This is a genomic window from Mycobacterium sp. 050272, assembly GCF_039023525.1.
GTDB lineage: Bacteria > Actinomycetota > Actinomycetes > Mycobacteriales > Mycobacteriaceae > Mycobacterium.
Map to the genome: position 1 here is coordinate 392,088 of NZ_JBCHKV010000003.1, position 25,026 is coordinate 417,113.

Annotated in this window: 29 protein-coding genes and 3 pseudogenes; 24 read left to right on the forward strand and 8 right to left on the reverse strand. The window is 65.2% G+C overall.

Translation table 11 applies throughout. From position 1 onward, the window contains the following. The first annotated feature begins 6 nt into the window (after positions 1 to 6). From AAHS21_RS09600 to AAHS21_RS09610, 3 genes are read left to right on the forward strand one after another with little or no spacing between them, the layout of a single operon-like run. Entirely contained in the window at positions 7 to 1,695 is a 1,689-nt protein-coding gene (locus AAHS21_RS09600) for a virulence factor Mce family protein (RefSeq protein ID WP_342927431.1), read from the forward strand. Next, positions 1,696 to 2,409 (forward strand): mammalian cell entry protein, encoded by a 714-nt coding sequence (locus AAHS21_RS09605; protein ID WP_342927432.1) that lies wholly within the window; start codon positions 1,696 to 1,698, stop codon positions 2,407 to 2,409. Continuing rightward, entirely contained in the window at positions 2,409 to 2,900 is a 492-nt protein-coding gene (locus AAHS21_RS09610; protein ID WP_096290248.1) for a mammalian cell entry protein, read from the forward strand. The genes AAHS21_RS09605 and AAHS21_RS09610 overlap by 1 nt, the downstream gene beginning before the upstream one ends. Before the next feature lie 10 nt (positions 2,901 to 2,910). On the opposite strand, the gene AAHS21_RS09615 is transcribed toward AAHS21_RS09610, so the two are convergent. The 4 genes from AAHS21_RS09615 to AAHS21_RS09630 form a co-directional block, all read right to left on the reverse strand. After that, positions 2,911 to 3,489 (reverse strand): hypothetical protein, encoded by a 579-nt coding sequence (locus AAHS21_RS09615; protein WP_342927433.1) that lies wholly within the window; start codon positions 3,487 to 3,489, stop codon positions 2,911 to 2,913. 78 nt (positions 3,490 to 3,567) lie between these two features. Next, positions 3,568 to 5,049, reverse strand: a complete 1,482-nt coding sequence (locus AAHS21_RS09620; RefSeq protein WP_342927434.1) for a trehalose-6-phosphate synthase — start codon at positions 5,047 to 5,049, stop codon at positions 3,568 to 3,570. Beyond that, positions 5,050 to 5,214, reverse strand: coding sequence for a hypothetical protein (locus AAHS21_RS09625; protein WP_090607062.1), 165 nt, complete (start codon positions 5,212 to 5,214; stop codon positions 5,050 to 5,052). It abuts the gene before it with no gap. Between the two features lie 509 nt (positions 5,215 to 5,723). Then, on the reverse strand, positions 5,724 to 6,419 hold the full coding sequence (locus AAHS21_RS09630; protein WP_342927435.1) for a hypothetical protein: 696 nt from the start codon (positions 6,417 to 6,419) through the stop codon (positions 5,724 to 5,726). 3 nt (positions 6,420 to 6,422) lie between these two features. Here AAHS21_RS09630 and AAHS21_RS09635 point away from each other — a divergent pair, with 3 nt between their 5' ends. From AAHS21_RS09635 to AAHS21_RS09650, 4 genes are all read left to right on the forward strand, one after another. Beyond that, on the forward strand, positions 6,423 to 6,776 hold the full coding sequence (locus AAHS21_RS09635) for a hypothetical protein (protein ID WP_342927436.1): 354 nt from the start codon (positions 6,423 to 6,425) through the stop codon (positions 6,774 to 6,776). Positions 6,777 to 6,883: 107 nt separating this feature from the next. After that, the gene (locus AAHS21_RS09640; protein ID WP_342927437.1) at positions 6,884 to 7,819 is read left to right on the forward strand and encodes an enoyl-CoA hydratase; all 936 of its coding nucleotides are present in this window, start codon (positions 6,884 to 6,886) and stop codon (positions 7,817 to 7,819) included. Positions 7,820 to 7,956: 137 nt separating this feature from the next. After that, the gene (locus tag AAHS21_RS09645) at positions 7,957 to 8,802 is read left to right on the forward strand and encodes an SDR family oxidoreductase (RefSeq protein ID WP_342927438.1); all 846 of its coding nucleotides are present in this window, start codon (positions 7,957 to 7,959) and stop codon (positions 8,800 to 8,802) included. A 9-nt stretch (positions 8,803 to 8,811) separates the two neighbouring features. Continuing rightward, complete coding sequence (locus tag AAHS21_RS09650; RefSeq protein WP_342927439.1) at positions 8,812 to 9,603, forward strand: SDR family oxidoreductase; 792 nt, start codon at positions 8,812 to 8,814, stop codon at positions 9,601 to 9,603. An 18-nt stretch (positions 9,604 to 9,621) separates the two neighbouring features. Here AAHS21_RS09650 and AAHS21_RS09655 read toward each other — a convergent pair whose 3' ends face one another. Next, positions 9,622 to 11,199: an LCP family protein gene (locus AAHS21_RS09655; protein WP_342927440.1), complete on the reverse strand. Its 1,578-nt coding sequence runs from the start codon at positions 11,197 to 11,199 to the stop codon at positions 9,622 to 9,624. Between the two features lie 255 nt (positions 11,200 to 11,454). Here AAHS21_RS09655 and AAHS21_RS09660 point away from each other — a divergent pair, with 255 nt between their 5' ends. Beyond that, entirely contained in the window at positions 11,455 to 12,105 is a 651-nt protein-coding gene (locus tag AAHS21_RS09660) for a DUF2510 domain-containing protein (RefSeq protein ID WP_342927441.1), read from the forward strand. A 22-nt stretch (positions 12,106 to 12,127) separates the two neighbouring features. On the opposite strand, the gene AAHS21_RS09665 is transcribed toward AAHS21_RS09660, so the two are convergent. Then, positions 12,128 to 12,370 (reverse strand): hypothetical protein, encoded by a 243-nt coding sequence (locus tag AAHS21_RS09665; protein WP_342927442.1) that lies wholly within the window; start codon positions 12,368 to 12,370, stop codon positions 12,128 to 12,130. A gap of 86 nt (positions 12,371 to 12,456) precedes the next feature. Between AAHS21_RS09665 and AAHS21_RS09670 the strand changes: the two genes are divergently transcribed. From AAHS21_RS09670 to AAHS21_RS09690, 5 genes and pseudogenes are all read left to right on the forward strand, one after another. After that, positions 12,457 to 13,605 carry a TDT family transporter gene (locus AAHS21_RS09670; protein ID WP_342927443.1) on the forward strand — a complete coding sequence of 383 codons (1,149 nt, stop codon included), beginning with the start codon at positions 12,457 to 12,459 and terminating at the stop codon, positions 13,603 to 13,605. A 198-nt stretch (positions 13,606 to 13,803) separates the two neighbouring features. Then, the gene (locus AAHS21_RS09675) at positions 13,804 to 13,974 is read left to right on the forward strand and encodes a hypothetical protein (protein WP_342927444.1); all 171 of its coding nucleotides are present in this window, start codon (positions 13,804 to 13,806) and stop codon (positions 13,972 to 13,974) included. Positions 13,975 to 13,998: 24 nt separating this feature from the next. Next, positions 13,999 to 14,874, forward strand: coding sequence for an alpha/beta hydrolase (locus tag AAHS21_RS09680; protein ID WP_342927445.1), 876 nt, complete (start codon positions 13,999 to 14,001; stop codon positions 14,872 to 14,874). 95 nt (positions 14,875 to 14,969) lie between these two features. Then, on the forward strand, positions 14,970 to 15,614 hold the full coding sequence (locus AAHS21_RS09685) for a S1 family peptidase (protein WP_342927446.1): 645 nt from the start codon (positions 14,970 to 14,972) through the stop codon (positions 15,612 to 15,614). 182 nt (positions 15,615 to 15,796) lie between these two features. Further along, positions 15,797 to 16,063, forward strand: a pseudogene (locus AAHS21_RS09690) (lipoprotein LpqH); the annotation flags it as partial. 56 nt (positions 16,064 to 16,119) lie between these two features. Here AAHS21_RS09690 and AAHS21_RS09695 read toward each other — a convergent pair. Continuing rightward, positions 16,120 to 16,350, reverse strand: a pseudogene (locus tag AAHS21_RS09695) (WhiB family transcriptional regulator); the annotation flags it as partial. Positions 16,351 to 16,496: 146 nt separating this feature from the next. Here AAHS21_RS09695 and AAHS21_RS09700 point away from each other — a divergent pair. The 6 genes from AAHS21_RS09700 to AAHS21_RS09725 all read left to right on the forward strand — a co-directional run bounded on the left by AAHS21_RS09700 (position 16,497) and on the right by AAHS21_RS09725 (position 20,656). Further along, positions 16,497 to 17,285 (forward strand): helix-turn-helix transcriptional regulator, encoded by a 789-nt coding sequence (locus AAHS21_RS09700; RefSeq protein ID WP_342927447.1) that lies wholly within the window; start codon positions 16,497 to 16,499, stop codon positions 17,283 to 17,285. Next, positions 17,282 to 18,088: a C40 family peptidase gene (locus AAHS21_RS09705; protein ID WP_342927448.1), complete on the forward strand. Its 807-nt coding sequence runs from the start codon at positions 17,282 to 17,284 to the stop codon at positions 18,086 to 18,088. Before AAHS21_RS09700 ends, AAHS21_RS09705 begins: the two co-directional genes overlap by 4 nt. Positions 18,089 to 18,103: 15 nt before the next feature. Next, a complete protein-coding gene (locus AAHS21_RS09710) occupies positions 18,104 to 18,466 on the forward strand; it encodes a DUF4226 domain-containing protein (RefSeq protein WP_342927449.1) in 363 nt (120 codons plus the stop codon). Between the two features lie 127 nt (positions 18,467 to 18,593). Next, on the forward strand, positions 18,594 to 19,982 hold the full coding sequence (locus tag AAHS21_RS09715) for a DUF4226 domain-containing protein (protein ID WP_342927450.1): 1,389 nt from the start codon (positions 18,594 to 18,596) through the stop codon (positions 19,980 to 19,982). A gap of 48 nt (positions 19,983 to 20,030) precedes the next feature. Beyond that, complete coding sequence (locus AAHS21_RS09720; RefSeq protein ID WP_342927451.1) at positions 20,031 to 20,348, forward strand: ESX-1 secretion-associated protein; 318 nt, start codon at positions 20,031 to 20,033, stop codon at positions 20,346 to 20,348. Further along, entirely contained in the window at positions 20,345 to 20,656 is a 312-nt protein-coding gene (locus AAHS21_RS09725; protein WP_085222150.1) for a DUF2694 family protein, read from the forward strand. The genes AAHS21_RS09720 and AAHS21_RS09725 overlap by 4 nt, the downstream gene beginning before the upstream one ends. Before the next feature lie 10 nt (positions 20,657 to 20,666). Here AAHS21_RS09725 and AAHS21_RS09730 read toward each other — a convergent pair whose 3' ends face one another. Then, positions 20,667 to 20,810, reverse strand: coding sequence for a hypothetical protein (locus AAHS21_RS09730; RefSeq protein ID WP_342927452.1), 144 nt, complete (start codon positions 20,808 to 20,810; stop codon positions 20,667 to 20,669). Between the two features lie 82 nt (positions 20,811 to 20,892). Here AAHS21_RS09730 and AAHS21_RS09735 point away from each other — a divergent pair. The 5 genes and pseudogenes from AAHS21_RS09735 to eccB form a co-directional block, all read left to right on the forward strand. Then, positions 20,893 to 21,231 (forward strand): annotated as a pseudogene (locus tag AAHS21_RS09735) (hypothetical protein); the annotation flags it as partial. 6 nt (positions 21,232 to 21,237) lie between these two features. Beyond that, positions 21,238 to 22,536, forward strand: coding sequence for a DUF5631 domain-containing protein (locus AAHS21_RS09740; protein WP_342927514.1), 1,299 nt, complete (start codon positions 21,238 to 21,240; stop codon positions 22,534 to 22,536). A gap of 146 nt (positions 22,537 to 22,682) precedes the next feature. Continuing rightward, positions 22,683 to 22,961 (forward strand): hypothetical protein, encoded by a 279-nt coding sequence (locus AAHS21_RS09745; protein ID WP_342927453.1) that lies wholly within the window; start codon positions 22,683 to 22,685, stop codon positions 22,959 to 22,961. Between the two features lie 194 nt (positions 22,962 to 23,155). Continuing rightward, positions 23,156 to 23,476 (forward strand): DUF2710 family protein, encoded by a 321-nt coding sequence (locus tag AAHS21_RS09750; protein ID WP_342927454.1) that lies wholly within the window; start codon positions 23,156 to 23,158, stop codon positions 23,474 to 23,476. Between the two features lie 51 nt (positions 23,477 to 23,527). Further along, complete coding sequence (gene eccB, locus AAHS21_RS09755; protein ID WP_342927455.1) at positions 23,528 to 25,024, forward strand: type VII secretion protein EccB; 1,497 nt, start codon at positions 23,528 to 23,530, stop codon at positions 25,022 to 25,024. Positions 25,025 to 25,026: the final 2 nt, after the last annotated feature.

A 25,026-nucleotide genomic window follows, 5' to 3' on the forward strand; every position in this document is an offset into this window, starting at 1 on the left:
GGCACAATGATTGACAAACTCACCAGGATTCAGCTCTGGGTATTCGCGGTGATCACCGCGGTCACGCTGACCATCATGGCGATCTTCTACCTGCGCTTGCCCGCGACGTTCGGCATCGGGACCTATGTGGCCAATGCCGACTTCGTTGCCGGCGGCGGTCTGTACAAGAATGCCAACGTCACCTATCGCGGCGTCGCCGTCGGCAGGGTGGACTCGGTGGTACTGAACCCAAGCGGCGTGACCGCCGAGATGCGGCTGAACAGCGGCACTCCCATTCCGTCGAATGTCATTGCCACGGTGAAGAGCGTGTCCGCCGTCGGTGAGCAGTACATCGACCTGGTGCCACCGAAGGATCCGGCATCGAGCAAGTTGCACAACGGTTCTCGCATCGATCGGGCGAACACCCGGATCGGCCAGGACGTCGCCGATCTGTTGAAGCGGGCCGAGACGCTGGTCAACAGCCTGAGTGACACCCGGCTAAAAGAGCTGCTGCACGAGACGTTCCAGGCAGCCAACGGTTCGGGTCCAGAGCTGGCCCGGTTGCTTGAATCGGCCCGGTTGCTGGTGGACGAGGCCAACGCCGACTATCCGCAAGTCTCACAGCTGATCGATCAGGCGGGTCCGTTCCTGCAATCCCAGATCCGCGCCGGCGCCGACATCAAGTCGCTGGCAGATGGGTTGGCGCGGTTCACTTCCGAGGTGCAACGGGCCGATCCTGCGCTTCGTTCGACGTTGGCCACCGCGCCGGGCGCCGCCGACGAGGCGAGCACCGCATTCTCCGGCATCCGCCCCAGTTTCCCGGCGCTGGCCGCCAGCCTCGCGAACCTGGGACGGGTCGGCGTGATCTATCACAAGTCGATCGAGCAGCTGTTGGTGGTGCTGCCGGCGCTGTTCGCCGCGATCATCACGATGGCGGGCGGCCCACCCCTCGACGAGGGTGGCAAGCTGGACTTCAAGCTCGACCTCAACGACCCGCCGCCGTGCGCTGTCGGGTTCTTGCCGCCGCCGATGATGCGCACGCCTGCCGACGAGACGGTGCGCGAACTCCCAAGGGATATGTACTGCAAGGTCGCTCAGAACGACCCCAGCACCGTGCGTGGCGCGCGCAACTATCCCTGCCAGGAGTTCCCCGGCAAGCGCGCCCCGACGATCCAGCTGTGTCGCGACCCGAAGGGCTACGTGCCGGTTGGGCGTAACCCGTGGCGTGGTCCGCCGGTGCCGTACAACACGCCGCAGACAAATGGGCTGAACACGTTGCCGCCCAACAAGTTCCCTTACATTCCGCCGGAAGCGGAGCCCGACCCGGGTACTCCCATCGTCGGTCCACCCCCGCCGGGTGTGGTGCCGGGGCCGGGGCCGCTGCCCAACCACCAGCCCGCTTTCGATCCCCCGCCGCCTAACGACAGGCCGCCGCCGCCGGGCAACCCGTCGTGGATGCCGCCCGGCGTCCCCCCGGTGCCGCCGCTGCTCCCGTATCCGAAGTGGCTGCCGCCTCCAGCACCCCCGCAGGCTATGGGTCCGCCGGTTGCGCCGAGTCTGCCGTCGCAGGCCGGCGGCCCCGCGTACACCACCTATGACGAGTCCACCGGCGCGTTCAGGGACCCGGCAGGGGGCACTGGTATCTTCGCGGCCGGCGCGAACACGTCCAGCGCCGAGAATTGGGTGGACCTCATGCTTGATCCAAGGCCGATGTAAGTGGCCTCTGCAACCAGTGGCGAACAATCCACGGCGCCAACGCGTACTCGTCGCCGGGCATCGCGCGCGGCTGGTCCGGCGAAGAGCGAGTCGAGCACCGCGACCGAGGTTGCGCTCGAGGCTCCCGCCGCACCGAAAAAGCAACCGGTTAAACGCGCCAAGACCCTCAAGACGCTCAAGCCGCCACCGCGGCGGCGGCCGAATGGTCGCATGGTTGGCTGGATTTCGTTCGCGGCCGCATTGTTGGCGCTTGGCGGGCTGGCCGCAGGCCTGACCGCCCTGGTTATTTCGCAGCGTCACGCCGAAGCCGCGCAGGCCCGTGATCAGCGTTTCGTCGACACCGCCACGCAGACGGTGCAAAACATGTTCAGTTACAAGCAGGACAACATCGACGACAGCGTGAACCGTTTCTACAACGGCACCAGCGGACCGCTGCGCGGCATGCTGGGCGCCAACAACAACATCGAAAACCTCAAGGCGCTTTTCCGTTCCACCAACGCGACGTCGGAGGCAGTGATCAACGGCGCGGCTCTGGAAGGTATTGACACAGTTACAGATAACGCCTCGGTGCTGGTGTCGGTCCGGGTTACGGTGGCCGACATCGACGGCGTGCACAAGCCATCCATGCCCTACCGACTGCGAGTCGTCGTGCACGAGGACGAGCAGGGGCACATGACGGGTTACGACCTGAAGTACCCCGACGGGGGCAACTGATGCGTTGGCGGCGTTGGCTGATCGCCACCGCGGGATACCTCGCGGTAGTGGGCGTGGTCGGGTTGTCCGCCGCGGCCGGCTGGTTCTACTGGGAACGGGTGGAGATCCGTGGCGAGCAGGCGGCGCGAGCGGTGTTACCGCAGCTGGCCGCCAAAGAGGTGCCCGCAGTCTTCGCTTATGACTACCAGACCGTCGAACGCAGTCTCGCCGAGGCGTATCCGATGCTGACGCCCGACTATCGCCAGGAATTCCAGAAGAGTGCCAACGCGCAGATCATTCCCGAGGCCAAGAAGCGCGAGGTGGTCGTCCAAGCCAATGTTGTTGGCGTTGGCGTCATGTCGGCGAAGCGCGATTCGGCTTCAGTGATGGTGTATATGAACCGCACCGTGACCGACAAGACACGGCAGCCGCTTTACGACGGCAGCCGGCTGCGGGTGGACTTCAAGAGGATCGGCAATAAATGGCTGATCAACTACATCACGCCGATCTAAGCCGATCCGCTCAGAAGCACATGGCAAATTCGTTGCAGTGCATGGGGTAACGCTGGATTGGGCTGGGCGGCGGCCCGGTCATCTGCAGCGAGAACGGTGTCTTTTTCATCGACGGTTCCATACCGCAGACGGCACCGTGCATCGTGGTATGGGTGCCGCTCATCGATTCGTCGCTGAAGGCCCAGGTTTCGGTGGAGGGCGCGGTGCCGCCGCCCGGACAGGACACCCCGTCTGCCTTGTCGACGCCGAATGTCCACAGCATGCTGGACATCCGGGCCCGGCCGCTGAAGTTCTGCAGTTTGTCGGCAGCGCTGATCTTCTCGTCAGTGGCGCTCACTACGTTCAGCGCGCATTGCATCGCGAAAATGATCGGGTCGGAATAGTCGTTCATATTCCGGGTTCCGGAGGGCTGATCGCAGATGGCCGTGATGGTCCAGGTAACCCCCGATACGCCGGCCTCGTTGTAGCTGTACTTGCCGTCCGCCGGTGGGCCGAGCGCGTGTGCCGGGTTACCGGATTCCAGCGCGATTCCGACTGCCACTGCTGAGAAGACGCCGGCTCCTGCGGCCAGCGCGCGACGCATCTTCACAGTGCCCTCCCTTCCGGCTTTCCCAATACGCTGCATCGAGTAAAACAGCGTTTCGGCGCCAACACCATGGGTCCGGCGCTATTTCGTATTCGGGGGATGCGCCTCGGCGAGCGCATCGAGAAATGATCGTGCCCAACGGTCCACGTCATGAGCGAGCACCTGGCGCCGCAACGATCGCATCCGCCGGCGGCCCTCGTCGGCCGGCTGGTTCAGCGCCGCCTCGATCACGTCCTTGACGCCCTCGAGGTCGTGTGGGTTGACCAGATAAGCCTGTCGCAATTCAGCTGCAGCGCCGGTGAATTCGGACAGAACCAGCGCACCGCCGAGGTCACTGCGGCAGGCGACGTACTCCTTGGCGACCAGGTTCATGCCGTCTCGCAGCGGAGTGACCAGCATGACGTCGCTGGCCACGAAGAACGCGATGAGCTCGTCACGGGGAACCGAGCGATGGATGTAATGCACCACCGGATGCCCGACTTCGGCGTATTCGCCGTTGATGTGGCCGACTTGGCGTTCGATGTCGTTGCGCAGAATCTGGTAGCTCTCCACGCGTTCGCGACTCGGTGTGGCCAGCTGGACCAGCACCGTGTCGTCACGCTTGATACGTCCCTCGGCGAGCAACTCGGAAAAGGCCTTCAGCCGGACGTCGATGCCCTTGGTGTAGTCGAGCCGGTCGACCCCGAGCAGGATCTTGCGCGGGTTGCCCAACTCCGCGCGAATCTCCTTGGCGTGGCGCCGGATATCGCGGTGCCGGGCTACCTGGTCAAGAGCGCCGGAGTCGATGGAGATGGGGAAGGCGCCCACTCGGACGATCCGGGATTCCAGCTGCACCTCGCCGAACCGGGACCGCACCCCGACGGCACCGCGCGAGGTGTTGGCACCGACCAGTTGCCGGGACAGGAACAGGAAATTCTGTGCGCCACCGACCAGATGAAATCCGACCAGGTCGGCACCCAGCAAGCCCTCGATGATCTCGGTGCGCCACGGCATCTGCATGAACAGCTCGACCGGCGGGAACGGGATGTGCAGGAAGAAGCCGATGGTCAGATCCGGGCGCAGGGTGCGCAGCATCTTGGGGACCAGCTGCAATTGGTAGTCCTGAACCCACACCGTCGCCCCCTTTGCGGCGGCGCGGGAGGTGGCTTCGGCGAAGCGCTCGTTGACCTCGACATAGCGGTCCCACCATTCGCGGTGGTAGATCGGCTTGACGATGACGTCGTGGTACAGCGGCCACAGCGTCGCGTTGGAGAACCCCTCGTAGTACTGTGCGACGTCGTCAGAAGAGAGACGTACTGGGTGCAGCTGTAGCTCGTCTTGCGCTACCGGCTCGTCATCGACGTCGACTTCGTCGTCGACGACTCCGGGCCAACCGACCCACGCCCCGCTGCGCTTGCGCAGCAGCGGCTCCAAGGCCGTGACTAGGCCGCCGGGGCTGCGTTTCCAACTTGTGGTGCCGTCAGGAAGCCGTTCCAAATCGACCGGCAGCCGATTAGCGACGACCACAAAGTCGGAATTCCCGAACTGTGCAGTCGTCGCGCGCTGGCTTGGCCGGGGAGCCATTTATGCGTCGAGTTTCGCCGGTCCAATACCGAGCATGGACAAGAAAACGCGGCACTCGTCAGCGTCGTTCGCGTACGCGGCGACCACCCGCCTGGCCTGGTTAGCGGTGCTGTCGGCCAGCGGCTCGACATCGCCGATTTCGCCAGGGTCAGATTTCGTAGGCATAGGACAACTCTATGCGACGCCGAGATCGGCCCGCAGGAGTCCGGGGCGGTGAGGGAACCGGGTCGCCCGCGGGACCGTATTTGCTCGAACTGCGCACCAGGCGGAAACCCGTACGCGGCCATTTGTTCATGCAAAGAACTGGAATCGTTAACAAATGCCGAATCTTCGTCGGGGTGAGATGCGGTCACGCGCCGCGCCGGAGGGCAAGGCAAAGTGCTGGAGTTAAATCCGAAGATCGCATTCGGCGGGTTGCGGGTGACGATTCCGCGGCGCGTCCTGGCGAACGTTCGCTGCGGCTCACGCACCGGGTATCCGGTGGGATCCACGCTGGTCCCAATCGACGGTCGGGTAACGCCTCGAGGTGGGCTGGCGCCAGCACGATCACGGTCGCGACGTGGAAAGACGCGACCCGCGGGTAGTGCCGGGCGCTCGATTCGCGGTAGCGTGCGCAGGGCCGCACCTGTCTGTCTACTGACTGATGTCCAGTTGTTCAAAGGCAAACCAGGATGTCATCGCGACAAAGGCATTATCCTAAGCCGCAGTGCGCCGAATTTTGGCGTTGCGTTGACATCTAAGACTTCGGGAGAAGAACAATGGCTCTCACGCCGGCCGATGTTCACAATGTCGCGTTCTCCAGGGCGCGTATTGGGAAACGAGGCTACAGCGAGCAAGAAGTCGACCTGTTCATCGACCTGGTTGAGCAAGAGCTGATCCGTCACATCGAAGAGGACGCCGAGCTTCGTCACCGCAACGCCGAGCTGCGCAACCGCGATGGGGGGCTCAAGAAGCGGGAAGCCGAGCTGGCCCAGCGGGAAGCCATGCTGCACGAGCACGAATCCGAAATCCGCCGGAAAGAAGTCGAAATCCGCAAGCACGGAGAACAAGTTCGCCACCAGGAGGCCCAGCTCGCCCACCGGGCCACGCCGCTTCCCCAGCAGGTTGCCCAGCTTCGCTATCGGGAAGCCCAGGTCGCGCAGCGCGAGGCGCAATTCGCCCAGCACGAGGCCGAAGTCGCGCAGCATGAGGCGCAGCTCGCCCAGCGGGAGTCTGAGCTTCGCCGCCGGGAAGCCGAGCTCAACCAGTGGGAGTCCGAGCTTCGCCAGCAGGAGGTCGAGTTCGAGCAGCACGAAGCGCGGCTCGCCGAACGGGAATCGCAGATCGAACAGCACGAAGCCGAGCTGCACCAGCTGTTGGAGCAGCCCCATGCGGTGGCCTCGGGAGCAGAGCCTGGCGCCGGACAGATGGCGCGGCAGCAATTGCGAGCGGTGCCGCCGCCGGTTGCGGTCAACGGGGCCGGGCGCCTCGAGGAGACGCGTGCGGTCGCGGCGGTGCACGGGCGCCATGACATGGAGCGGATGGCGATCCGGGCGGTCACCGACACGCTCGGCAACACGCTGACCGAGACGGTGCACGAGCGGACCCGCCGCAGCGAGGGCACCGTGGCCACCGACGAGGCCACCGAACTAGATCAACTGAAGGAAGAGAATGCTGAGCTGGCCCGGTCGCTGGGCTTGCTCAAGTCCGCCGCCGCCCTTTTGGCGGCCGCACTCGATCGACCGTAGCTCGGCTGGCCGCAGCTCGACCGGTGCCGACCAACCCGACGCGGAGTTGCTTACACACTCGCCGTAATGTGTAAACAAGCGCATTCAACGACGAACGAGGTGGCGCAATGACAGTCTCCGAGCAAGCCGACGCCGCTGCGGCCAACTCCGGCGCGGACGAGCTGGTGGCCTACGAGACCCTCGACGAGGGCCGCATCGCGCGGATCTGGCTTAACCGGCCCGAGGCCCACAACGCGCAGAGTCGCGGCCTGTTGGTCCAGCTCGACGAGGCCTTCGGCCGCGCGGAGGCCGATGACACCGTGCGCGTGGTGATTCTGGCGGCGCGCGGCAGAAACTTCTCCGCCGGCCACGACTTGGGTTCCGAGCAGGCGCTGGCCGAGCGTGCACCCGGGCCCGGGCAGCACCCCAGCTTCCGGTCACGCGGGGCCACCCTCGAGCCGATCATGGAGAAGCTGTACCACCAGGAATGGCACTATTTCTTCGAAAACACTTGCCGCTGGCGCGATTTGCGCAAGATCACCATCGCCCAGGTGCAGGGCAACGCGATCTCGGCGGGCCTGATGCTGATTTGGGCGTGCGATCTGATCGTCGCGGCCGACAACGCGAAGTTCAGCGACGTGGTTGCCGTACGGCTCGGCATGCCGGGTGTCGAATATTATGCCCATCCTTGGGAATTCGGACCGCGTAAGGCCAAAGAGCTGCTGCTGACTGGTGATTCGATCGACGCCGATGAAGCGCACCGACTGGGTATGGTCTCCAAGGTCTTCCCGGTCGACGAATTGGCGGACAAGACACTGGAATTCGCGCGGCGTATCGCGGAGCGGCCCACGATGGCGTCGCTGCTGATCAAGGATTCGGTCAACGCCGCCTCCGACGCGATGGGCTATACCGAGGCGCTGCGGCACGCGTTCCACGTCCACCTGCTGGGCCACGCGCACTGGGCCGCGTTCAACGAGAACAGGTGGCCGGTCGGCCAGCCGCCGCACGTCGAGGACTGGCGTAACGCGAAGCCGACGAAGCTCGCTCGCCGCGATCAGCCGTAGTAGCCGCCGCCCCCAGCCGGGGCGACAGTCGGTTGGGCACATCAACGTTGCGCCTAACGAGACCCGGGGTAGCGATATTCGCCACGGGTGCTGCATGCTTCTATAGCTAGAACCTGTTCCAGTTTGAGAGGGCCCTCGTGCAGTTATCTTTCGAAGACCGGACGTATGTAATCACCGGCGGCGGCAGTGGAATCGGTAAAGGCGTGGCCGCCGGGCTGGCCGCGGCCGGCGCTTCCGTCATGATCGTCGGCCGCAATGCCGACCGGTTGGCGGGCGCCGTCGAGGAGGTTCAGGCGCTGGCCGACAGCTCCGGCAAAGGCGGTGCGATCCGCTACGAGCCCGCCGACGTCACCAACGAGGAGGAGGTGACCCGTGCAGTCGACGCGGCGACGGCTTGGCACGGCCGGCTCAACGGCGCGGTGCACTGCGCGGGCGGCTCGCTGACCATCGGGCCGATCACCCACACCGACTCGGAGGCTTGGCGAAACACCGTCGACCTCAACGTCAATGGGACCATGTACGTGCTCAAGCACGTGTGTCGTGAATTGGTGCGTGGCGGCGGCGGCTCGTTCGTCGGAATCTCGTCGATCGCGGCCAGCAACACCCACCGATGGTTCGGACCCTACGGCGTCACCAAGTCGGCGATCGACCACATGATGATGTTGGCCGCCGACGAACTCGGGCCGTCCTGGGTGCGGGTCAACAGCGTCCGCCCGGGCTTGATCCGCACGGATCTCGTTGATGCCAGCGTCATTCAGTCCCCGGAGATCAGCGGCGACTACGCGTTGTGCACACCGCTGCCCCGGGTGGGTGAGGTCTCCGACGTCGCCAACCTGGCGCTGTTCTTGCTCAGCGACGCGGCGAACTGGATCACCGGACAGTGCATCAACGTCGACGGCGGCCACATCCTGCGGCGCGGCCCGGACTACTCCTCGATGATGGTGCAGATGTTCGGCGAGGATGCGCTGCGCGGAGTGGTCTAGGAGAAGCAGATGAACAGACTCGAGGGCAAACGCATCCTGGTGACAGGCGCCGCATCGGGGATCGGCCAGGCCACCGCGTTGCGGTTGCTCAGCGAGGGCGCCGACGTGGTAGCCGCCGACATTTCGGCCGACGGTCTGAGCAATACTCAAGCCGGCGCCGAGCAGGCAGGCACAGCGCGGCGGCTCACCACCGTGCCGATCGACGTCGGCAGCGAGGACTCGGTCATCGACGGCGTCTGCTGGGCGGTCGAGAAGCTCGGCGGGCTGGATTCGCTGGTCAACGCGGCGGGCATCCTGCGGGCCTGGCACACCCACCAGACCACCCTCGACCAGTGGAACCAGATCATCACCGTCAACCTGACCGGCACCTTCCTCGTGGTCCGCGAAGCACTGCCGGCACTACTGGCGAACTCGCGCAGCGCGATCGTGAACTTCAGCTCGACATCGGCGTCGTTCGCGCACCCCTATATGGCGGCCTACGCCGCGAGCAAGGGGGGCATCCAGGCCTTCACCCATGCCTTGGCGCTGGAGTATGCCAAGGACGGTCTGCGTGCCGCGTGCGTCGCGCCGGGCAGCATCAAGTCCGGAATCACCGATGCCACCGGCGGATACATCCCGAAAGACGCTGATTGGTCGCTGTTTCCCCGGCTGATGCCGATCCTGCCGACCACGACGGAATCCAGCGGCGCGGGAATGGCCGGACCCGAGGCGGTGGCCGGCGTGATCGCGATGCTGGTCTCCGACGACGGAGCCTGGATCACGGGCACCGAGATTCGGATGGACGGCGGCACGCACGCCTGAACGTGCCGGGGACCGCCGCTAGTTAACGCACGGCACGCCGCCACCGTCGATCGGCTTGCCCTGATCGGGGGTCGGATAGGTACTGGTGCCGTAACCGTAATTCCAGCTGCTCTTGCTCGACGTCGTGGTGGACGACGACGAGGACGACGAGTACGAATCGTCCATCGATTCGTCCGGCGTCGGCATCGTGAAGCTGGCATCGACGATCACCCGGACGTGTCCGGGTTCGACGCCGGCGTCGGGCTGCTTGGGGGCATCCAGGCTGAGCAGGTTCGCCAGGTTCTGCGCATCGGCCTGGGCGCCGGCGCCGTACTGGATGGATGTCTTGCTCGGATCGAACCAGTTGCGGTCGCGGACCGTGCCCGCGGTGTAGCCGTACTTCTTCAGTGTGCGGGACACCTGGCTGGCGAGACCGCTTGTGCTGCTTGCGTTGACCACGTCGACGACGGTCGACGGATTGGGTTTGGCGGCCGTCGTCGGGGACGAGCTTGTCGGGATGTCGCCGCCGATCGCCGAGGCGACCTCGGCCTTGATCGCCACCGGGTCGACGATGTTCACGTCCTGGCCGCCGATGTTGTCGTATCGGACCACCGGCAGCGTCCGGAACACCACCTGGTTCGCCGCTGCGCTGCCGGCGATTTCGCCGATGCGGCGGAACATGTCCTCGTCCCAGCCCGCCGACAGCACGACGTCTTTGCGGGCCACGGCCATCAGGCTCTTCATTTTGTCCAGGTTGGTGAAGGTGCCGGAATCCTGTAGCTCTCGCATGACCGACAAGATGAAGGCCTGCTGGCGGTGGGTACGGTCCAGGTCGCCGTTGTCCAGGCCATGACGTTGCCGGACGAAGGCCAGCGCCTCGGAGGCATCCAGCCGTTGCGGCCCGGCGGGGAAGTCTGCGCCGGAGTAGGAGTCGTAGACGGCATGGTTGAGGCAGACGTTCACGCCGCCCAAGCTTTGCGCCAGATCGTAGAAGCCGGCCAGGTTGACCTCGGCGAAGTAGTCGATCGGAACCCCGGTCAGGTTACGTACCGCGCGCAATGTCGCTGCCCGGGCGGCTTCGCGACCCTTGGTCTCCAGCTCCTTCTGGCTGCTCACCCCCTGGTTAGCCAGCTTTTGAGCGACGTACTGCTTGGTGAGGCCGTACGCCTCCTTGATCTTGATGTGGTTGTACCCGGGCACGCCGTTGAACGGCACCCAGTCGTCGCGGGGGATCGAGAACGCGACCACCTTGTTGTCGGAGCTGACGTGCACGAGGATCAGCGTGTTGGTGTTGTAGCCGCCATCATCTGAATCGCCCGCGTGCAGCTGCTTGAGGATCGAATTGGGAAGGTCGTTGCCGTCCTGGTCTTTTCGCGAGTCCAGACCGATCAGCAGGATGTTCATGTTGTCGCCGCTGGATCGCGGATCGTCGGGACTCAGCGCTTGTGAAACGGTGATGCCACCCAACGCCCCGTGCGCCACGTAGTAGCCGGCGCCGGTCATCAGCACCGCCGCGGTGGACACCAGCGTCATGAACGCCCGCGTCACCCCTCTGCGCAGAGGTGACGGTTGGCGAACCGCCCGATGGCGGCGATGTGCTCCGCCGGAGCGTGCCATCAGAAACCTTGACCCTTCACCCGGACACCACTGAATACCGCGTCAGCGGTTTGCGGTGATGAGGCGAAAGCATGAGGTCAAGTATGCGGTAGCTTGCTGTGAAGCCCCCAATTTTGATCGCGCCCAGCGGCTCACTGTGGTCCTTCTCACGCTGGCGAAACGCCCAAATCGCCGATGGCGATCTTCGCGCTACCAGCATGTTTTGGCTAAGATGCGCCGAGCTCAGGGGGTCCGTAACCGTCTCAGGAGGAAAATATGGCCGACGAGATCGATGCCGACTCGTCACCGGACGGAGACCCACGCGCGGGCAAGGTCGATGCTGCGGCACCGGAACGCGGCCTGAGACAGAGCTGGCAGAAAATCCCACCAGGTCTTCGGACGGTGCTACCCCTGACTTTGCTGGTGTCCGTCGTGATCGTCGGCTTTTACAACTGGGTGCGGCCTTCGCGGGACGATTGGTCGCATCTGCCGGACCGACTTGTGTGCCAGATGCAGTCGGTGACCAGACCGCCACCCGCGCTCGTCGTGGACTCGGTCGGCGTGAGTCATCCCCGTGCCGACGTTCTGCAACTCGTGGTGCACTTTGCCCAACCACTGCCGGAGGCGCCGAGCTATCAATTGACCTACCGCCTCGCCAACAACGGCACTCCGTTCGCCGTGCTGACCCAGCGACCGGGCAGCGACGACTTAGCGATCAGCAACACCCGATCCGACGGTGCCGACATCCGGACGGATCTTGGCACGCACGCCAGAAGGACGGCACCCGACACCGTCGAAATGACACTGAATCTAACGAAATTCGGTATTCAGAAGGACTTCGTGAGCCCAACGCTCACGGTTTCGTCGCAGCTCGACGCGCGCGGCGGCGAACCGATGGCGTACGCGTTGCAGGTTTGCCACGGATAGCGAAAGCTGTTGCAGCACAAGGCTAGCGAACCTTTTCGAGGTCCTCGCCGGAACGGTAGAACACCCGGATATTGGACCCGGTCACCATTTCTGCCAGGTACACGCCGACCGGTTCTACTTCGTAGTAATAGTGAACGTAGCCATGTTTGTCCAAAGTGGTGGCACAGGTCAGGCCTGGCGCCCCGCACCGTTGCTTGGTGGGCAGCGCGAGTACACCGATGACCAGCATGACGATGATTCCGATCAAGATTGGAGCCTTGTTCACGGTGTGCCTCGTTTGCACGGAATACATCACCCGATGGAGTGTAAGCGCAACATCGCCTCATCCTGGGGAAGTAGGGTCTGTCAGCTATGACGAGTGCAACCTCTGACCACCCGCCGTCGTCGCATGCCCGGGTCGAGGTGCTCGGCAATATCGGTCCCAATTGGTTTGCCTCGGTAATGGGAACGGGGATCGTGGCTATCGGCGGTGCCACGCTGCCGTTTCACGTCGTGGGTTTGCGCGCTTTCGCGGAGGCGGTGTGGGTCATTGCCGCGGTACTGCTGGTGGCGTTGATCGTCGTGGTGGGTGGTCACTGGCTGCGTCACCCCACGGTGGCGCGCGGCCACGCCCGCAATCCGCAGATGGCCCACTTCTACGGGGCCGCGCCCATGGCGCTGATGACCGTCGGCGGGGGAGCGATGGTGGTCGGCAGAGACCTGATCGGCGAACGCGTCGCCGTCGACCTGGACTGGGTGCTGTGGACCGCGGGGACCCTCGGCGGTCTGTTCACCGCGGTCACCATCCCGTTTCTGATGTTCACCCAGCACGATGTCGAACCGGATGCGGCGTTCGGTGGCTGGCTGATGCCCGTGGTCCCGCCGATGGTGACCGCGGCGATGGGGGCGCTGTTGCTGCCGCACATGGCTGCGGGCACCGGACGTCAAACCATGCTCTATTTCTGCTATGCGATGTTCGGGCTGTCGCTGCTGGCCTCGCTGAACATCATTGCGATGATCTGGAGCCGGCTGGTCCTGTACGGCACCTCGGGCACCGCGCGGGTGCCGACGCTGTGGATCGTGTTGGGTCCGCTTGGCCAATCCATCACGGCGGCAGGGCTTCTCGGGGGTGTCGCCGGGTTGGCCGTCGAGCACGACGTCGCCGAGGACCTGAATGCGTTCGCGATTCTGTACGGGGTTCCGGTGTGGGGCTTCGCGGTGTTGTGGATCGCGCTGGCCACCTCGCTCACCGTGCGTACCCTGCGACGCGGAATGCCGTTCGCCCTGACGTGGTGGAGCCTGACCTTCCCGGTCGGCACTTTCGTGACCGGGACGTCGCAGCTTGCGGCTCACACACACCTGCCGGCCTTCAAGGTGGCGGCCGCCATCGGCTACGGCGGCCTGCTCTTCACCTGGTTGTTGGTGGCGATCCGCACCGCCCGGGGCAGCGTGCGCGGCAACCTGCTCAAACTGCCGCCGAGCACCGCGCCGGTCAAGGCTCACAAGGAACAGGTGTCCTGAACGTCGATCCGCGACTGCGGCATCCGCGCGATGCCACGGTCAACAACTACGGGTTATCGCCGAAGGATTTCACCCAAGCGCGCACCGTTTTGATACACCCGCCTGGCGGGTAGGCAACTTATTCCGGCTCGGGCAGTGAACATGTCGGATCCGCCGGTACCGGCAGAAACTCGGCTCATTGAGAAACGGAGGACACCCATGCGCGCTGAAGAAGGCGACGAATCAGTCGACGATTACGCCCGGGAAGGCAAGCAGACGCACGATCGCATCAAGGATGCGCAGCGAACGGGAAGCCCGTTGGGACGGATCGCACAGCGGGTCGCCAAGTTCTTTCGCGGCGAACACGATTCCCCAGCCGGCCACGACTGATCGGGGCCGTCTTACGATCTCCTGATGACGACGGCGCCTGAACAGTTCTCCACCTCAGGGATAGGTGGCGTTCGCATCGTCGCCGATCGCCAGGGCGACCCACTTTCGCGGGCCGTAGTTTTCTTGCACGGTGGAGGGCAGACCCGGCGCTCCTGGGGTCGTGCGGCTGCCGCGGTCGCCAAGCGTGGCTGGCAGGCGGTCACGATCGATTTGCGAGGTCATGGCGAGTCCGACTGGTCCAGCGAAGGCGACTACCGCGTCGTCAGCTTTGCCGCCGACGTCCAAGAGGTGCTGCGGGGGCTGCCGCCCAAACCCGTATTGGTGGGCGCCTCCCTCGGCGGCTTCACCTCGATGCTGCTGGCCGGCGAGATCTCGCCCGGCATCGCCAGTGCCGTCGTACTCGTCGACATCGTTCCCAACATGGAGCAATCCGGGGCGAATCGCATCCACAACTTCATGTCCGACCGGGTGGAATCCGGGTTCGCCTCATTGGAAGAAGTCGCCGATGCGATCGCCGAATACAACCCGCACCGGCCGAGGCCGACGGACCTCGAGGGGCTGACCACCAACCTGCGCCGTCGTGGGGATCGTTGGTATTGGCATTGGGATCCCCAATTCATCAGTGGCACTGCGGCTTTCCCGCCCTTCGAGGTCACTGACGCCGATCGCATGCACGCCGCCGTCGAGGCGATCCTGAGCAGTGGCGTGCCCATGCTGCTGGTTCGCGGCCAGGTCAGCGATCTGGTCAGCCAGGAGCGGGCCGACGAATTTCTCGCGCGCTTTCCTGAGGTCGAGTTCACCGACGTGCACGGTGCCGGGCACATGGTCGCCGGCGATCGCAACGACGTTTTCGCCGGAGCTGTTCTGGATTTCCTGTCCCGCCACGTCGACGTCGGATAACGTCGCGGCTTTGCCCAGCGGTGTCGTCGCCGCTCTCTGACCAGGAACAAGCCGTATCCGGCTGGTAGCATCCTGGCCCGACAAAGGAGAGCGGCGTGGGTACAGCGCGGTTGCGGGGGTTGGGTTTGTTCGCTGCCATGATGATGGCGGCGACGGTGTTCGCGAATACGGCCGCGGCCGAGGAGCCGCCGATGCCGGGTGTGCAGCTCGAGGATGAAAGCAGCAGGTGCACAGCAGGTTTCGCCGCGCAAGGCAATGACGGCAGCTACTACTTGCTGACCAGCGGCCACTGCGACGCGCACGACGGCTCGGTATGGACCTACGGCCCGAGTATCCCGCTCGGGGCGATCACCGTCAGCGAGAAAGAAGGCGACAAGCGCGACGCCGCCATCATCCGCCTCAACCCGGCTGTGGGTGTGCCGACCGGCGGTGTCGGCGGACTGACTATTCGAGATGTGTTGAGCAGCAACCAACTTAAGCTGGGTGCACCGTTTTGCAAGTTGGGTGCGGTCACCGGAGAGACCTGTGGAACCATCACCCAGATCGACGGCGATGTGGTCGAAGCCAGCGTGTACAGCCTGGGTGGCGACAGCGGCAGTCCCGGTTACGTGAAGAACGACGACGGGACCGTGAGTGCGGTGGGTATCTTGATGTCCTCACCGGATGGTGACGACAACACCACATACTTCACCTTGGTGCAGCCGCTTTTGGGCAAGTGGGGAATCCGCATTCTGCCCTGACGAGTACCGGGTTTCGACCTGCTCGGTATTGGGTACTAGCCGGTCCGGCATCTTGCGTACGGACCCGCGACGCCCGGTATGGTCCCTACGTGTTGTCAGAGGCGAACGTGGTTAGCGGCACCAGCAACACGAGGGAGTGGTCGGTGAAACGTGAGATCGTGATCGGCGCGGCCGGCGTGGCCATGGTGGTCGCAAGCTGTGTCGGCTGTTCGAGCAACAAGTCCAGCACCGGCGCATCGAGTTCGGCGGCGGCACCGGCCGGCCCCCAGGTCATCGTGGACGGCCAGAAGCAAAACGTCACTGGGCAGGTCACTTGCACGCCGGCTGGCGACAACATCAACATCGGTATCGGTGATGCTTCCGCCGGCGTGGGTGCGGTCATCAGCAACGCCAACCCGCCCATCGTCCATGCGGTCGGGTTGGGCAATGTCAACGGCATCGCGTTCGGTTATTCCGATGCCGCGCCGAACCAGGCCAGCAATGCCGGGGCAGCCGTGGACGGCAAGTACTGGCCGCCGGGAAGCTTGACGCCCGCCCACACGCCGTACTCCTCGCGGTGTGCGATGGCGTACTGCGCGCACCGACGCTGCTGTGCCAACGGGCAGCGCCGCAGACATTGAATGCGGGCTTCGGTGGCGGATCGCTCGTAGGCACGCGCCTTGGCCGCGCCGTCACCGCTGTCGTCATCGGGGTAGCCGAACCACAGTTCCGGATCGGTTGCGCAGGGGTGGCCCATGTCAGTCTCCTCGGCTAAGGGGTGAAACGTATACGAAAGCGTATACACACCAGACCCATCGGCGCAAGAGAAACGTGATAAAAGCGTATATACATAGAGATAGCGCACCGGCTGTGTAATATCCGGCCTATGGCCGGAGCCAGCGGGTGAGCCGTGAATCGGCAGGTGCGGCCATCCGGGCATTGCGTGAGTCGCGTGACTGGTCCCTAGCGGAGCTGGCGGCCGCGACCGGCGTGAGCATCATGGGATTGAGCTACCTGGAGCGCGGCGCCCGCAAGGCCCATAAAAGCACTGTTCAGAAGGTCGAGAATGGTCTGGGTCTGCCGCCAGGCACCTACTCACGGCTGTTGGTGGCCGCCGATCCCGATGCCGAGTTAGCCCGGTTGATCGCCGCGCAGCCCCCCGACACGATGTCGCCGCCGCGGGCCGGGACGGTGGTTGTCGACCGCCACAGCGACACCGAAGTGCTGGAAGGATATGCCGAAGCCCAGCTCGATGCGCTCAAATCCGTCATCGATCGGCTGCCGGCGACGACATCAAACGAATATGAGACGTATATTCTCTCTGTGATCGCGCAGTGCGTGAAGGCCGAGATGCTCGCCGCCAGCTCCTGGCGGGTGGCGGTGAACGCCGGCGCGGACTCGACCGACCGGCTGATGGAGCATCTTCGAGCGCTCGAGGAAACGCGCAGCGCGCTGCTCAGGCGGATGCCGACCAGTTTGAGCGCGCGGTTCGACCAGGCTTGTGCGCAGTCGTCGCTGCCGGACGCGATCATCGCAGCGCTGCTCGGGGTGAGCAGTGACGAGATGTGGGACATCCGCAACCGCGGGGTGATACCGGCGGGGGTACTCCCCCGCGTCCGTGCTTTCGCCGACGCGGTGCGATCGACAAGCGACGACAGCGTTGATCAGGGCAACGGCGAGGGGGACCGATGACCGGAAGCGATATCGAGGCGTTGAGCCGGGCCCACCAGTTGTTCGCGGGCAGCACCCGACAGCCGGAGCTGGTTGCGCCTTCCCACATGGTGCCGACATCGCTAGTGAAAACTCTTGTGGGACAAGATAATTACCGAGCTCGGGCGAATCGGGGCCACGAAGTGCGGCTCGCGGCGGCGCGCACCGACGCCGCAGCCGCGGGCGTCATCGCCGCCGCCCACCGCGACCGGGCCGAAGCCCGGGAGCTGACCAAGAACATCCTCGACGAGGCCCGCGCAGACGCCGCCGTCACCCCGATGGCGCCGATGGCCCAGCGGGACGCAATTCGTCGTCGAGCCGCACGCCTTCGCGCCCAGCGGGCACACGTGTTGACCGCCCGGCTACGCGCCCGACGGCATTCGGCGGCCTTGCGGGCACTGCGCTACCGAATGCTGCACCACCGCGGACTGCGGCTGCCTTCGCCGAGCAGCCGTGCCGGAATTGCGGTGCGCGCGGCGCTATCTCGACTGGGCCGCCCGTATGTGTGGGGCGCGACCGGACCTGATCAGTTTGACTGTTCGGGACTGGTGCAGTGGGCATACGCGCGGGCGGGAATTCATCTGGACCGCACCACGTATCAGCAGATCAACGACGGAATCCCGGTGCCGCGTTCGCAAGTCAGGCCCGGGGATCTCGTCTTCCCGCACACCGGGCACGTGCAGATGGCGATCGGGAACAATCTCGTCGTCGAGGCTCCCTATTCAGGTGCCTCGGTTCGGATCAGCCGGTTGGGTGAGTACGTCGCGATTCGTCGGCCGATATGAGATTAGGTTGAGCCTATGTCGGAACAAACTGGCCCTTCGCTAACCGCCATTCAGGCGCGGCAGTCGGCGATGGCAACCCGGCACGACTCGGTCGCCGAGGCAGACCGTGCGCTGGTGGACGTGCTTGCCAGCGCGCACGATGCGATGCGGGAGAGCATCAGGCGGCTGGATGCGATCAGCGACGAGATCGAGCGTGCCGTTCCGCAGCAGCGGAGCCTGGGCATTGACACGCCCATGGGGGCGAGGGAGTTTCAGAAGTTCCTGGTCGCCAAGCAACGTGAGATCGCGGCTGTGGTGGCGGACGCGCGCGAGCTTGATCGGGCGAAAACTGCTGTACTGCAACGCCTGCGGGGAGAATACGGCGTACCCACAGGATAGCCCCCGGCCGTTCATACACAGCCGCATCGCGGTGAATTGTCGACAGCTCAGGGCCTCAGTACTGTCACCCGGCATGGAGGGGACGCGACACCGCCCGCGTTGGGCCGCAGCGTCGTCCGGCTAGGCGATGTCGACGTATGACGAACTGCTTGGCACGGTCCGAGTCGTGCGCGACCGCACCGGCGATCCGAACGCGTGGCAGGCGGGGTTGACCCCAACGGAGCTGAGCGCGGTGATTACCCCCACCAAACGACCAGAACAACTCGACACGATTCTGGCCAAGATCCGCCGACAGCATCCGGGCCTGTTCGGGTCCACTGCGGCACCGCCCGCGGCAGCGCCGCAGCGGACTGAGGGAGCCGCCGCCGAAGCCATCGCGGGCGCTGAAGCCGCTCTGGCACACCAGAATTCGGCCAGCTCCCAACTGGATTTGCAAGTGATCTCGGCCATCATGAACGCCCACCTGAAGACGGTCGAAGGAGCTGAAGCGCTGAGTGCCTTGCAACGCGAGACCGAGGCCGCGGTGCAAACCCGATCGGACTTGGACACCCCAGCGGGCGCACGTGACTTTCAGCGTTTCCTGATCGGCAAGCTCAGGGATATCCGCGCGGTGGTGCTGACCGCCAGCCTCGACGACACGTCGAAGTCAGCACTGATGGCGGCGTGGACCTCGCTCTACGACGCCTCGAAGAGCGTGCCGAGCGGTGCAGGTGAAACCCGGCCGGCTTCGGTTGCCTCGCCGGCACGGGCAGCCGATCCTGTCGACGCCGGAGATGATCCGCTACTGGATTCGCTGCTGGCCGATGACCCTGGCCTGTTGACCGGGGAGTCGGGGCCAGGGACGGCCGAGAGTTCGCCGGCGCCTGCGATGCCGTCGGCGACGCCGGGCATTCCCAATCTGGGACTCGGCTCGGCGCCGGGGCCAGGTTCGATGGGTGGTTGGGGGACGCCGGGCGGGATGCCGCTGCCCTGGCGTCAGGAGGGCAGCGAATCCGATCGGGCCGCGGCGGGCCTGGACGAAGACCCCGACGCGGACTCGGCGGATCACCAATCGGACGAGGCTGATGAACGCACAGACGATGAGCACGGTGAGGATGTGTCGACCCCCGAATCACCGGGCGCGGGCCCGACGACGGTGACCCTGCCCGACGGTGACACGGTCACGGCGGCCAGCCCGCGGCTGGCGGCGGCCATCGAGGCTGCGGTGGGCGGTGCGTCGATCCCGGAGGCATTCCATCAGCAGGGCATCACCATTCCCGCACCCGGAACTGCGGTCGCCAATCCAATCGATCCGGTGCAGGTCGTTCCCGGAGATGTCGGAATTTTCACCGATCGCCATGCGCTGGCCCTCGGCCACACCAAGGCCCTCCTCGATGGCCAGATTCAGCACATCGCCACCGTAAGCGGCCCGAGCTTTCTAGGCTGGGAGCATCCGCCGGCCGCGACAGCGACGTCGCCAGCCAGGACCGACGCACCGACACCGACCCGGCCGGCGGCCTCGCCGACCACAGGATAATAGTGAACTCGCCGGACCGGCCGGCGGCGCAGAAACAGGAGAAAGCGGATGGCAGATCGAATCCATGTGGTGCCGGCGCACTTACGTGAAGCGGCTGCGCATCACCAAGAGACCTCCGACTACTTACGCACTGTGCCGTCGTCGCACGCCGCCATCCAGGAGAGCCTGGACTCGCTCGGGCCCATCTTCGGTGAGCTTCGCGACGCCGGACGTGAACTGCTCGAACTGCGACGCCAGTGCTATGAGCAACAGGCCGACGATCACGCCGAGATGGCGCACAATCTGGCTGTGACGGCCCGGACCTGGGATCAGCATGAACAAGATGCGGCCGCTGAGCTCGGCCGCATCGTCGACGGCGGTCGATGACCGACGCCAATCCCGCGTTCGACACCGTTCACCCGAGTGGGCACATTCTGGTCCGCTCGTGCCGCGGCGGGTACATGCACAGCGTTGCGCTGAGCGAAGAGGCGATGGATACCGACGCTGCGACGTTGGCGCAGGGCATCCTGTTGACCGCGGATGTGTCCTGGCTGAAGGCGTTGCTGGAGGTTCGTCACGAGATCGTGGCGGCCGGGCACACCCCGTCCGCGGAGGTCCCGACCCCGAACGATCTCGATGCGGCGATCGAGAAGCTGTTGGCGCACAAGCTGCGCCGCCGCGACGGCGCCGACTGACCGTCCGCGTTCAGATCAGCCAGGTTTTGGCGGCGTCGGGATCGGGAGCGATATCGGTCGGTGGCTCGATGGGGTTGGCGCCAAACAACTCTCGGGCGCGGGCGAGCAGGGTGCGCACCTCATCGAGTTGCTGCTGCAGCGCAGAATCAACCATGGCCATACGCTACCGAGCCCCTCACACCCGCACAATTCACCTTTGGTAAAGAGCGTTGGGCATATGTCGGTAGTCTGACCCGGTGGCGATCTTCGGTCGAAAGACGGCGCGCCAGCGCCTCCGGAGAGCTACCCGGGAATCATTGTCGATGCCGGCCTTCAGCTCTCCTGTCGATTGCACCCCGTGGGTGATCGGTGGGCTTTGGCCTGCCGAACTGTCGACGGCGACGGACGAAACCGCCACTCTCGCAGAGTATCTCGAGAAAGATCTGCAGCGGATCACCGCGAGCGCCAACAAGCAGTTGGGGATGGTCAAGCGGGCGGGACTCACCGATGTGGGCCGGCAGGCGGCAGAAGCCCGCGTTATCGACGAAGCGCGTGCCCGCGCCGTGCGACGCGTCGAATCGACGATTCGCCAGCTGGAGTTGATGAAGGCGCAGACGCGCGCGCGACGTCAAACCGCGCAGGTCGCGCGACGTTTCAGTACGGCCGAACTGGAAAAGACGCAAGTCATCCCGGCGGTGCCGGCGGCCGAACCCGATGTCGGCGTCTCGGCGACCGCCGAAACCGCAGTCATCCCGGTGGTGCCGGTGACGCAGCCCGAAATCAGGCCCCGGACGCTCGATCAGACGCAGGTCATACCGGTCATCCCCGCCGAGCCCGCGGTACCTGTTGAGGAACCGCTGACCGAGGTTTCCGCCGATGACGACGACGACGCTTCGGGTGGCCGGCATCGAGCTCCGTCCCAGGAGCCCACGGTGGATGTCGCGGTTCCGCTGTGGCGGGAAGTCTCGGCGGCGGCAGTCGACGCGGAATCCGAGACCGCGCTACTGGAGAAGTTGGTGCCGCCGGCAGAACCTGCCGTCGCCGAGCATGAATCCGCACCCGAGCCGGAACCGGAGCCTGAGGTCGTCAGCGAACCCGAGCCGGAACTCGAGGCCGTCGCCGAGCCTGAACCCGCGCCGGAGCCTGAGGTCGTCAGCCAGCCGGAACCAGAACCGGAGCCGGAGTTTGTCAGCGAGCCGGAGCCGGCGGCCGAGCCCGAGCCCCAGCCCGCGCCAGCATCTGCGGCTCCCGTCGCCGCCGAATCCGATGCGGAACGATTGCACCGGCTGCTCGCCTTCGTGGTCCGCCAAGAGCCGGGGCTGAACTGGGCAGTCGGCGATCTGGTAGACGGCACCACGCTGCTGGCCACCGACCTCGCGCACGGTTGGATTCCGCCGGGCATCGCGCTGCCGGTGGGCGTGCGGCTGCTCGCACCCGGCCGCCACCGGGGCAAAGCTGCCGCGCTGCTCGGTGAGGCGACCCGGACCGCGACCTACACCCCCGGCGATCGCGTCGGCCGGGCGACGGACTTTCCGCCGACGGAATCTTCGGTGCAGTCGCGCGAACTGCCGCCCGTCGAAGATCTGGGATGGGAGCTGGGTCGAGTCACGCACTGGCGCGACGGACTTCCCCGGTTGGTTCACACCTTGGCGAAAGCCGCCACCTCGGGAACCGGTGTCGTGGAAGAGGAAGCCGATCTGCTGCGGGTACATCTCGACACCGCCCGCTACCAGCTGCTGAGCCAGTACCCGGACGTCGTGCCCGCACTGTTGCTCAACTGTCTGCTGTTGGCTGCCACCGAAAGCAGCGTCGCCGGCGACATGACCTCGGCGAACTATCACCTGGCATGGTTCCAGAAGCTCGATGAACCCCCGGCCAGCCAGTGGAGCGCCGAGTCCTGACCCCCGCGCGTCGCCGCTGTCGCGCGGGTACGTCGTGGCAAGAGGAAGACAGGTAGCCGACTACGCATGCGCTCAACGCCGGTGACTCCATAGATTTCGATTGACGGCCGGACCCACCGGCCGCAAACCCCGCTCAGGTGATCGAAATGCTAGCCATCCCGAAAGCAGCGGCGCCGCATCGTGATACCACTGCACCCACCCAAACGCGGCGCAGCGCTACCCCGGATTCCGTCCTGAACACGGAACGCCAGGTCATGTTCGCCACGGCCGCTGCCGTCGCCGGCCCGCGTCCCTGGTTCACCACACTCTGGCAACGACTGGTCCTGGGCGTCAGTGTCGAGCATGAGCCACGCCGCCACTATCCGCCACGGACGATGAGCTACTTCGAGCAAGCGGCGACAGCCCGAGCGATGGACTGGCTGTGAACGAACTTCTGATGGTCGTTGAAGGCATCGTCCTGATCGTGATCAGCGTTGGAGTACACCACCTCTCCGCCTGGCTGGAGCGCTGGGATTACGAACGCCACTGCGAGGATTGACGGACGCTCCTTCATTCGCGTCCGCCGAGGCACTCGTCAGATTGTGAATTGACGCTGGTTGGAGGGCTCGATGATACTGACATGGTGGCGGGGTCGGGCGGTCGCACGAATCTGAGCGACAAGGATCTCGTCGAAGCGGTTCTGCGTGAGCTGAGCGAGGCAGCCGACAAGTGGGAAGCCCTTGTCGCGCAAGCTGAGACGGTCACGTACAGCGTGGACTTGGGGGATATTCGCGCCGTGACGAACTCCGACGGCAGGTTGGTCGAGTTGTCGCTGCATCCTGGCGTGATGGCCGGTTACGGTCACGCAGAATTGGCGGACAGGTTGAACCTCGCGATCAAGGCGATGCGCGAGGAGGCCGAAGCCGAGAATCGGGCCAGGTACGGCGGCGAACTGCATTGATGTCGGTGTCGATGCAGCGGTCCTGCATCGACCGCCTGAAGGAGAATGACCGTGCCACTTAATCTGTCCAACCGGGATCAGAATTCGGGGCACCTGTTCTACAACCGGCGGCTGCGCGCCGCGATCACCCGGTTCTCGGTCCGGATGAAGCACGACGACCGCAAACAGCAAGCGGCCGTGGCGCTGTCGATCGTGCTCGTTCTGATCGGTGTCGGGTGGATGGCGCTGCTTCATGTCATGAAGCCTTCGGGGCTGGTCGGCCAGGCGTCGATCATCGGCGACCGCGACACCGGTGCGGTCTACGCGAAGATCAACGGCCGGCTCTACCCCGCGCTCAACTTGACCTCGGCCCGGCTGGCGGTCGGCAGTGCCGGCGCCCCGACGTGGGTCAGAGCCAGCGAGATCGCCAAGTACCCGACGGGCCCGATCATCGGCATTCCCGGGGCGCCCGACAGCTTGCCGATCACGTCGAGCGCTGAATCGGCATGGTCGGTCTGTGACGCCGCAGCCGCCCGCGGCAGCGGAACCGCGCCAGTGGTGACCGCCATCGCCGGGCAGCTCTCCCCCATCGGCCGGTCGGAGCCGATGCGCCCGAAGCAGGCCATCCTGGCAACGCACAAGGGTGCAACGTACGTGATCTGGCACGGGCAGCGGTCCCGCATCGATCCGGCGGACCGGTCGGTGACATTTAACCTCGGTCTCGATCCTGGTGTGACATACCCGATCGAAATCTCTAACGCCCTGTTCGACGCGATGCCGTCAACGGAACCCATTGTGCTGCCGGTTATTCCGGGCCGCGGCACGCCGTCGCGATGGCTGCCCGGTTCCATTGTGGGCAGGGTCCTGGAAACCCGCGACGCAAGCGGCACCGTCAATGGCTTCTATGTGCTGCTGCCCGACGGCGTCCAGAAGATCACCAGCTTCGTCGCCGACCTGTTGCGGACCGCGGATTCGGAAGGGTCGACGACACCCACCCTGGTCGCTCCCGACAAGCTGATTCAGATCCCGGTGGTCGACGTGCTCGATGTCGACTACTACCCCTCTGAGAAGCTGGATTTTGTTGATACATCCGCAAATCCGGCGACGTGTGTGGGCTGGGAGAAGCAATCGGGCGACCCGCAGGCCCGGATCACGATCTTCAGTGGCCGCGGAATGCCGGTTTCGATCGGTATGGATTCCCGGGTGGTTAGCCTCGTTCGCGACGATCGAGACCCCAATTCTGCTGAGGCACAACAGACCTTGATGCTACCGGGTGCGGCGAACTTCGTGACGACAACCAGCGGTGTCGCGACGGCCGACAGCCGCGAGAGTTTGTATTGGATTTCACCGCAGGGTGTTCGGTACGGCATCCAATCCGACCACGCCACATTGCAGGCGCTGGGGCTGGATCCAAAGCTGGCGGTGCAAGCGCCGTGGCCGATCGTGCGCACCTTCGCGCCGGGGCCCGCGATCGGTCGTGACGCTGCGCTGGTGGCGCGCGACGCCGTCTCGGGAGGTGGTGCCGTGGCGCCGATTCCCGATCTCAACGAGCAAGCAGGCGGGGGTTAGAC